This is a genomic window from Paragemmobacter kunshanensis (genome assembly GCF_011059185.1).
Taxonomy (GTDB): domain Bacteria; phylum Pseudomonadota; class Alphaproteobacteria; order Rhodobacterales; family Rhodobacteraceae; genus Paragemmobacter; species Paragemmobacter kunshanensis.
This window is the reverse complement of sequence record NZ_JAALFE010000050.1, coordinates 1-8595: the sequence shown is the minus strand read 5'-3', so window position 1 is coordinate 8595 and position 8595 is coordinate 1. Positions and strand designations below refer to the sequence as shown.

Sequence of the window (8595 nt, the reverse complement as noted above, 5' to 3'; positions counted from 1 at the left end):
GCCTTGGATGCAAAGGTTCGCAAGGGCGAAAAGTCCTCTGTCGTCGTTTACTACGGTCAAAGCCGGAGAGATGCCGGAGAATGTCTCGCGCCAGAAATCCGTGCGCTCGCCCGTCACCACCTCGATACCACCGGCATCCTCGCTGGCCTCGGCGGGCCGGTTCAGCCATGTCATCCGGGAAAAGCGGCTCATGCCGGGGCCTCGCCGCTCACATAGACCGCCGCCGCCCGGATCGCCGCCGCCAGCGCCGCCGCCCGGTCCGCGCCGCGCCGTTCCGCCACGACATGGGCCGCCATGAAGGTATCCCCCGCGCCGGTCACGCGCGTCACCATCACCTGCGGCGGGTGATCCACGATCACCCCCGCGCCCCGCGCGCCTTCCGCACAGGCCCGCCCGCCATCGGTGACCAGAACCCGCGCCGCACCCCGCGCCAAAAGCCCCTCCGCCGCCGCGCCCGCGCTGTCATAGGCCTCATGCCCGATCAGTCGCGCCTCTTCGAGGTTCACGTAAAGCGTGGCCCCGCCATGCCCCATCAGGGGCAGCAACCGCTCGGCCTTCCCCGGGCTTGCAGGTGCGACCCGCAGGTCGGCCGCCGCAAAGAGGGGCGATCCCGCGATCTCGGCCAGCAGATGCACCGTCAGGTTCCCGTCCAGCGCGATCATCCCCGCCCAGGGCGCAGCAGCACTTCCCAGCGCCCCGTCGCCCAAGGGCCGCAGGATCTTTTCCCCCGCCGCCTCCAGCGAATGCGCATCCGCAATCGCGGCAATCAGCCCGTTCGCCCCCTCCACCGCCATATACTGATCCGTGGGCAGGTCGTCGGACCGATAGGCGAACCGCGTCTCCACCCCCAGCCGCCCGCAGGCCGCGACCAGTTCCTCCCCCGCAGCATCCCGCCCGATGGCCGTCAGCACCGCAGGCCGCAGCCCGAACCGCGCCAGCGTCATGGCGATGTTCATCGCCACCCCCCCGGGCAGCCGCGTGATCCGCCCCGGCACGTCCGATCCCTGCCGCATGGCAAGCGCGGATCGCCCGATGATGTCCCACAGGACCGAACCGATGCAGAGGATGTCAGGGCGCGCGCTCATGCGCCCATCTAGAGGCGAAGGGCAGGGGCTTTCAACCCGTCCCGCAACGTGCAAGGCTGGCCCCATGCCCGTTCTGCGCCCCGCGACCAAACAAGACGCCGCCACCATCGTCACGCTGATGGACATGGCCAGCCACGGCATGGCCCGCGCCCTCTGGGCGGCCATGACGCCCGAAGGCCAGGATCCGCACGCCTTCGCCACCGCCCGCGCCGAACGCGAGCAGGGCGGCTTCACCTATCGCAACACCCGCATCCTGATGTCCCGCGACGCGCCTGCCGGGATGCTGATGTCCTGGCCCCTGCCGCCCGCGCCACTGCCCGCGGATGACCTTCCCGTTACCGCCATTCCGCTGCAGGAGCTGGAAAACCTCGCCCCCCGCAATGCGCTCTACATCAATGCGCTGGCCGTCTTTCCCCATCTGCGCAGGCAGGGCCTCGCCCGCTTCATGCTGGATGGCGCGGGGCAGGGGCCGCAGGCCCTGATCACCGCCTCGGGCAATGCCGCAGCCCTCGCCCTCTACCACGCCACAGGCTTCCGCGAAGCCGCCCGCCGCCCCGCCCGGGGCGATGCCCATTGGCAACCCGATTTCCCCGACTGGGTTCTCCTCACCCGCCCCTGACCGGGATTCGCCCCGCAAAACCCCCGCGCGGACGATCAAATCCCCAACCCCACTTGCGCATCCCGCCAAAACCCCCTAAACGCCCCCACACTTCACAGGCTTCGCTTGGGCCTGACGGGGAGAAATCCCGTCACGTCCGCCGGTTGCCCCATCCGGGGTAAGACAGCGATGCCAAGGGCTAAACCGGAAAGGAATAGGACATGGCTCTTCCCGAGTTCTCCATGCGTCAGCTGCTTGAAGCTGGCGTTCACTACGGCCACCAGACCGCGCGCTGGAACCCCAAGATGGGCGAATACATCTACGGGGATCGCAACGGCATCCACATCATCGACCTGACCCAGACCGTTCCCATGCTGGAACAGGCGCTGAAGGTCGTGCGCGACACCGTCGCCAAGAACGGCCGCATCCTCTTTGTCGGCACCAAGCGTCAGGCCCAGAAGCCGATCGCCGAAGCGGCCGAGAAATGCGCCCAGTTCTACATGAACCACCGCTGGCTCGGCGGCACGCTGACCAACTGGAAGACCGTCTCCCAGTCGATCAACCGCCTCAAGCAGATCGACGAGCTGATGGCGCATGGCGCCGAAGGCCTGACCAAGAAAGAGCGCCTGAACATGGAGCGCGAGCAGGCCAAGCTTCAGGCCTCGCTGGGCGGCATCCGTGAAATGGGCGGCACCCCGGACCTGATCTTCATCATCGACGTGGGCAAGGAAGACCTCGCCATCCTCGAGGCGCAGAAGCTGGGCATCCCGGTCGTGGCCGTGGTCGACACCAACTGCTCGCCCAAGGGCGTGGATTACGTGATCCCCGGCAATGATGACGCCGCCCGCGCCATCGCGCTCTACTGCGACCTCGTCGCCCGCGCCGCTCTGGACGGCATGTCCGCCCAACTCGGCGCCGCCGGCATCGACCTCGGCGCGCTGGAAACCGCGCCGGAAGAAGACGCCGTCGCCGAAGCCTGATCGCTGCCCGTCACAGGGCGTTTACCCGGCAGGGATACCTGCCGGGTCACACACGAATTTCAGGAGTCTGACATGACGATCACCGCAAGCATGGTGAAGGAACTGCGCGACACGACCGGCGCAGGGATGATGGATGCCAAGAAGGCGCTGACCGAAACCAATGGCGACATGGATGCCGCCGTCGACTGGCTGCGCACCAAGGGCCTCGCCAAGGCCGCCAAGAAGGCCGACCGCGTCGCCGCCGAAGGCCTCGTCGGCGTCGCCGTGACCACCGGCAAGGGCGTCGCGGTCGAGATCAACTCGGAAACCGACTTCGTCGCCAAGAACGAGGATTTCCAGGCGCTGGTCCGTGACGTGGCCAACGTCGCCCTCACCGTGGGCGACTCGGTCGAGGTGGTGAAAGCCGCCGCCCTGAACGGCAAGACCGTCGACACCGTGATCCAGGAAGCCATCGCCCGCATCGGCGAAAACATGACCTTCCGCCGCCTGCACGTGCTGGAGGGCGACACCGTCGTCTCCTACGTCCACAACGCGGCGACGGCCGGCATGGGCAAGATCGGCGTCCTCGTCGCGCTGAAGGGCGATGCCGCCAAGGCCGAAGAGATCGGGCGCCAGTTCGCGATGCACATCGCGGCCACGAACCCGCTCTCGCTGTCGGAAGCGACCCTTGATCCGGCCGTGGTGGAACGCGAACTCGCCGTGCAAACCGCCAAGGCCCTGGAAGAAAACGCCTCCTCGGCCAAGCCCAAGCCCGAACAGGTGATCCACAACAACATCATCCCGGGCCGGATGAAGAAGTTCCTGTCGGAAAACACGCTTCTCGGCCAGGCCTTCGTGATCAACCCGGACCTGACGGTCGAAGCCGCCGCCAAGGAAGCCGGGGTCGAGATCACGGGCTATGCCCGCGTCGCCGTCGGCGAAGGGATCGAGAAGAAGCAGGAAGATTTCGCCGCCGAAGTCGCCAAGGCGCTTCAGGGCTGATCCCCGGTCATGTCGCATCGCAAAGGCCCGTCCCGCAAGGGGCGGGCCTTTTGCCTTGTCCGCAGGCCGGGGCAGGGGGGAGGGGGGCAGGGGGGACAGCCCCCGAAATGAAAAACGGTGCGGCCTTGCGACCGCACCGCCAACCTGATGCCATGGCTTGGGGATAAGCCAGAGGGCACAAGAAACATGTCGCGCGGATCGGGGAAATTCCACCCGTGCAACAGAACGTACCGCCCCTGGGGATAGGCGCGGGTCTTGCCGACAGGATGGTGAAATCGCACCATCGGCCCTGCCGGACAGCCCGATAACACCCGTTTACGCAGCGTCAGGAAAGTCAGGGATTCCCTACCTTGCCGCCGTGGACCGGGGCAGGGATTGCGCCTCGGGCGCGTCCTTCTGGAAGATCATGTTCAACAGCGCCGCCTTCGCCACCGCCTGCGCCGTCGTTTCCACATCCAGCGCCTCGCGCGCCAGGCGCAGATGCTTTTCCACCATGGCAGGCGACACCCCCATCAGCAGCGCCACATCCTGCATGGTCTTGCCATCCGCCACCCATTCCAGCGCCTCCCGCTGGCGCTGCGTCAGCGGACGCCGCCGGTTCGCCCCCGGCAGGTTCACGATCTTCAGATGCATCATGTTGGCCACGGCCAGGATCTCCTGCCGCCTCTCCTCCCAGATCGCATCCACCGCCGCATGATCCAGCCCCGGATCGGCGATCATCCCCAAGGCCCCCTTCGACCGCGACGATGTCTCGGGAAAGCTGACCGTGATCCCCGCCGAAATTCCCATCGCGGCATTCTGCTGCACCGCCGCCGCCTCATCCGCGCTCAACTCGCCCCTGCGGAAGGCCGCGTCGATCCAGCCCCAGGTGCAGGCCCCGCTGTTCTGCTGCGCCCAGCGAAAGGCAGGCGTCCGCGCGAACAACCCGCCCGCGAAATAGCGCCGCACATACTCCGCATCCGCCGTCGTCAGAAAGACCGCATCCTCCGGATTGCCGATCCCCCGATCCACCAGAAAGCGCGTGAACCCATAGTTCACCCGGCCAAAGCCAAGCCCCGCGAAATGGCCCGTGGCCAGGTCCCAGACATTGCGGACCGTCGACGCCTCGGCAATCCGCGACAGCAGCGAAAGCACGTCGCTCACGGTTCTTTTCCCCACTCCCCGCGTCCCGCAACACGGCCCGCCCTGCGCCGCCCCCGGCGCTTTCCCCTGGCGTCTCTTGTCCGGGACACCATTCCTGTCTAACCACCCTCGGCAGGCCCTGTCGAGAGAAACAGGCCGACTCGCGGAGGAAGAAGATGATTAAGGCGGATGTCGTGGTGATCGGCGGGGCAGTCATGGGCGCGGCCGTGGCCTTCTGGCTGAAAAAGATGCAGCCCGGCATCGACGTCCTCGTCGTCGAACGCGATCCCAGCTTCGCCCAGGCTTCCACCGCGCTGGCGGCGGCAGGCATCCGCCAGCAGTTCTCCAATCCGGTCAATGTGGAAATCTCGCGCTACGGCATCCAGTTCATCAAGAACTTCCCCGATCATCTGGGCCTCGATGTCGGCATCCCCGATCTCGCCCTGCGCGAGAATGGCTATCTCTTCCTCACCCGCACCGCCGAAGGGTTGCAAACCCTGACGGATCTCGCTTCCCTCCAGCGCGATCACGGCGCGGCGACGGAAATCCTGTCGCCCCAGGACACCGCCGCGCGCTTTCCCTGGCTGAACACCGATGATCTGACGGGCGCCAGTTTCGGCCCCCGCGATGAGGGTTTCTTCGACAATATGGGCCTCCTCAGCGGCCTGCGCGCCGCGGCCCGCCAGCTCGGCGCGCGGTTCGTCACCGATACCGTCACGGGCCTGACCGTGACCGCAGGCCGCATCAGTGGCGTGACGCTGGGGCAGGGGGGGCATGTCGCCTGCGCCGCCGCCGTTAATGCCGCAGGCCCCCGCGCCGCGCAGATCCTGCGCATGGCGGGCCTCGACATCGCCATCGAACCGCGCAAGCGCACCGTCTTCGTGATCGACGCGCCGAATGCCCGCATCCCGCACTCGCCCCTGATGATCGACCGCGACTACTGGATCCGCCCCGAACACCAGCAATGGATCACCGCCACCGTGCCCAGCGATGACGGCCCCTGCGACGCCGAGGATTTCGAACCCGACCTGCATCTGTGGGAAGAGGTGATCTGGCCCGCCCTCTGGCACCGCGCGCCGGGTTTCGACGCGGTCAAGGTGATCCGCCACTGGGTCGGCCACTATGCCTATAACACGCTCGATCAGAATGCCGTGCTGGGCCCGCATCCGGCGCTGCCCAATCTCTACCTGATCAACGGCTTTTCCGGCCATGGCCTGCAACAGGCCCCCGCCGTGGGGCGCGGCATCGCCGAACATCTGCTGACAGGCCGCTGGCAAAGCCTCGATCTCTCCGATCTCTCGGTCGAACGGATGCTGGAAGGCCGCCCCTTCGCCGAAAAGGCCGTCGTGTAGGGCGGGGTTCACCCCGCCAAAGCCGCGGTAGGGCGGGGTTAACCCCGCCATCCGAACCGGGGTAGGGCGGGGTTCACCCCGCCATGCGCCTTGCCAATCCGTTAACGCCCGCGCAACGCGCCGCGCGCTGCGTGCATACCACCATCTGCACCGGCCATCTGCACCGGGCGCTGCACGCCCTCAGGCGGCGGCTTCCGCCGCCTTGCGGATCGCCGCGATATTCGCGCCATAGGGCGCGGGATTGCCCACCGATCCGCCCTTGAACACCGCCGATCCCGCCACCAGCACATCCGCACCCGCCGCCGCGACCAGCGGCGCGGTCTCAACCGTCACGCCGCCGTCAATCTCGATATGGATGGGCCGGTCGCCGATCACGGCACGCAAGGAACGCACCTTATCCACTTGGGAATGAATGAACTTCTGCCCGCCAAAGCCGGGATTGACCGTCATCACGCAGATCAGGTCCACCATGTCGATCAGATGCGCCACGGCGTCGATCCCGGTGCCCGGATTGATCGCCAGACCGGCCTTTTTCCCTGTATTCCGAATGGCTTGCAGCGTGCGGTGAATATGCGGCCCGGATTCCAGATGCGCGCTAATCACATCCGCACCTGCCGCCGCATAGGCCTCGATATAGGGGTCCACCGGCGCGATCATCAGATGCACATCCATCACGCCCTTGATATGCGGCCGGATCGCCGCACACATCGCCGGCCCGAAGGTCAGGTTCGGCACGAAATGCCCATCCATCACATCCACATGCACCCAATCCGCACCCTGATCCTCGATCGCGCGGCATTCCGCACCGAAATTGGCAAAGTCGGCCGACAGGATCGACGGGGCGATCTTGATCTTGCGCGAAAACTCCATGGCCTGGCTCCGATCCGGCTGTAAAAGGGGATATCGCGGGCTTCTACCGCAAGGCATCGTATCATGCCAGCGCGTTACCGCCACATGTCGTATATGACATAATATTGATTATACGATAAATTCCGACCGTGTTTCGAACTCCTCGAGATCGCGATGGATCGCGAGGAGCCTACCCTTGCCTTGACGACAAAGAAGCCCAAGGCCTAAGTTTGCTTCGTATATGGACCAGTGCGAAACGATATCACAATGAAAACTCCGATCGTCCTTTGTGTTGCCGACCAGTCCTTTCAAACACGCTGGGACTTCTGCCTGCAATCCCAAGAAGCCTATGCAAGTCGATTTGGCTACCGCTATGTTCTGAAAGAAACCCCCGTGGAAGGACTGAATCTGAAATGGTCTAAACTTGCCTATGCAGCAGAATACTTGGAGGCTGATCACCCAGTCCTTCTGATCGATGCCGATGCAGAGATTCGCGATTCTGCTCCCGATTTTCAGGCTGAACTGAATCCCAAACTGACTGGATCAATTCTATACGTGAACGGTGTTTCTGGGCGTCCCAACAGTGGCGTCCTGATGCTAAGCGGAATTGAGGCGCATTGCTTTTTGTTGGAATGCATTAAGGAGCGTAACAATCCAGTAGAAGCGTCATTTAGGGTGACTGCAAGCGGAGAAAATGGACACGTGATTTCAGTGCTTGCACAGAAGAGATATGAAGTGGCTGCGCGGGAGCTTCCTGTTGAATGGAACTGTTCGCAGCCAGAACTCGCAGGCAATGCCCACATTCGGCACTACACAAATAATTTGCGGAAAGCTCTCTTCGGTGGAACATTTCAGGACATTGGAAACACCCCCTATCCTCCTTCGAGTGAACAGAACGCGGCACTTAGACTAGTGTCAAAGGTCCATAGAGCAGCGCGGCAGTCTACTGCTCGCGCGTTTGACAATGACCCACAGTTTGCAAGAAGCTTCCGCAATTCAGTTAATGCGCTTAGTTCCGATCTTGGCTTATGTCTGCCGGCTCAGTTCCACGATGATGGAAGTGCCTGGTTGTGGAACTTCGAATTCCTTACCGGTCTTCTTGATCTACCAAGCAGGACAATATGGGAAAACATGTTCCGACCTGGTTCGATTGTTTTTGATGGAGGAGCACATATTGGATACTTCTCCCAATCCTGCGTCGAGCGCGCTGCCAAGTTGATTTCTGTCGAACCCAACGAGTCAAACTTCGACAGGCTTGTACGGAATCTTCCCAAACAGGCCATATGTGTTCCTGCCGCGATAGGAGATAGGGATGGAAGCGCGGTTCTCAATGAAGGCCGTGGCCATACAAACTCGACTTTGTTTCGCTTGCCTGAAGGAACAGGAAGATCAGTTCCCGTTGTTCTTCGCAGTATAGATTCGATTTGCTCAGAGTACTGCGTCGAAAAAGTCGACCTTCTGAAACTCGATGTGGAAGGCTATGAACCGGAAGCACTTGCAGGTGCCAGCGATACAATTTCGTCCTCGCAAGATATTGTCATTCTTGTTGAGCCCACATTCTCCAAGTAAGTCGCTGATTTCGCTGTCGTAATCGTGATATTTCGCATATAAATCATGGCGTTGACGGC

Annotated in this window: 9 protein-coding genes; 5 read left to right on the top strand and 4 right to left on the bottom strand. The window is 63.5% G+C overall.

Annotated elements, in window-relative coordinates:
* Together G5V65_RS22200 and G5V65_RS21100 are read right to left on the bottom strand one after the other, a co-directional pair.
* A partial coding sequence (locus G5V65_RS22200) for a hypothetical protein (RefSeq protein ID WP_206526921.1) occupies window positions 1-192 on the bottom strand: 192 nt, incomplete at its 3' end.
* Complete coding sequence (locus G5V65_RS21100) at window positions 189-1085, bottom strand: PfkB family carbohydrate kinase (protein ID WP_165054468.1); 897 nt, start codon at window positions 1083-1085, stop codon at window positions 189-191. The genes G5V65_RS21100 and G5V65_RS22200, both read right to left, overlap by 4 nt.
* A 64-nt stretch (window positions 1086-1149) precedes the next feature.
* Between G5V65_RS21100 and G5V65_RS21095 the strand changes: the two genes are divergently transcribed.
* The 3 genes from G5V65_RS21095 (at window position 1150) to tsf (ending at window position 3644) form a co-directional block, all read left to right on the top strand.
* Entirely contained in the window at window positions 1150-1704 is a 555-nt protein-coding gene (locus G5V65_RS21095) for a GNAT family N-acetyltransferase (protein ID WP_165054465.1), read from the top strand.
* A 200-nt stretch (window positions 1705-1904) separates the two neighbouring features.
* On the top strand, window positions 1905-2663 hold the full coding sequence (gene rpsB / locus G5V65_RS21090; RefSeq protein ID WP_165054462.1) for a 30S ribosomal protein S2: 759 nt from the start codon (window positions 1905-1907) through the stop codon (window positions 2661-2663).
* A gap of 72 nt (window positions 2664-2735) precedes the next feature.
* Window positions 2736-3644, top strand: a complete 909-nt coding sequence (gene tsf, locus G5V65_RS21085) for a translation elongation factor Ts (RefSeq protein WP_165054459.1) — start codon at window positions 2736-2738, stop codon at window positions 3642-3644.
* A gap of 345 nt (window positions 3645-3989) precedes the next feature.
* Here tsf and G5V65_RS21080 read toward each other — a convergent pair whose 3' ends face one another.
* Window positions 3990-4787, bottom strand: coding sequence for a helix-turn-helix transcriptional regulator (locus tag G5V65_RS21080; protein WP_343162882.1), 798 nt, complete (start codon window positions 4785-4787; stop codon window positions 3990-3992).
* A gap of 155 nt (window positions 4788-4942) precedes the next feature.
* Here G5V65_RS21080 and G5V65_RS21075 point away from each other — a divergent pair, with 155 nt between their 5' ends.
* A complete protein-coding gene (locus G5V65_RS21075; RefSeq protein WP_165054456.1) occupies window positions 4943-6118 on the top strand; it encodes an NAD(P)/FAD-dependent oxidoreductase in 1176 nt (391 codons plus the stop codon).
* A gap of 180 nt (window positions 6119-6298) precedes the next feature.
* Here G5V65_RS21075 and rpe read toward each other — a convergent pair whose 3' ends face one another.
* The gene (rpe, locus tag G5V65_RS21070; protein WP_165054453.1) at window positions 6299-6988 is read right to left on the bottom strand and encodes a ribulose-phosphate 3-epimerase; all 690 of its coding nucleotides are present in this window, start codon (window positions 6986-6988) and stop codon (window positions 6299-6301) included.
* Between the two features lie 246 nt (window positions 6989-7234).
* On the opposite strand from rpe, the gene G5V65_RS21065 reads away from it, so the two are divergent.
* On the top strand, window positions 7235-8536 hold the full coding sequence (locus G5V65_RS21065; RefSeq protein ID WP_165054450.1) for an FkbM family methyltransferase: 1302 nt from the start codon (window positions 7235-7237) through the stop codon (window positions 8534-8536).
* The last annotated feature ends 59 nt before the right edge of the window (window positions 8537-8595 follow it).

Bases quoted from the DNA above. Each gene is read 5' to 3' on its own strand.
- G5V65_RS21075 (WP_165054456.1), top strand. From the start codon at position 4,943: ATGATTAAGGCGGATGTCGTGGTGATCGGCGGGGCAGTCATGGGCGCG.
- rpe (WP_165054453.1), bottom strand. From the start codon at position 6,988: ATGGAGTTTTCGCGCAAGATCAAGATCGCCCCGTCGATCCTGTCGGCC.
- G5V65_RS21100 (WP_165054468.1), bottom strand. From the start codon at position 1,085: ATGAGCGCGCGCCCTGACATCCTCTGCATCGGTTCGGTCCTGTGGGAC.
- G5V65_RS21095 (WP_165054465.1), top strand. From the start codon at position 1,150: ATGCCCGTTCTGCGCCCCGCGACCAAACAAGACGCCGCCACCATCGTC.
- rpsB (WP_165054462.1), top strand. From the start codon at position 1,905: ATGGCTCTTCCCGAGTTCTCCATGCGTCAGCTGCTTGAAGCTGGCGTT.
- G5V65_RS21065 (WP_165054450.1), top strand. From the start codon at position 7,235: ATGAAAACTCCGATCGTCCTTTGTGTTGCCGACCAGTCCTTTCAAACA.
- tsf (WP_165054459.1), top strand. From the start codon at position 2,736: ATGACGATCACCGCAAGCATGGTGAAGGAACTGCGCGACACGACCGGC.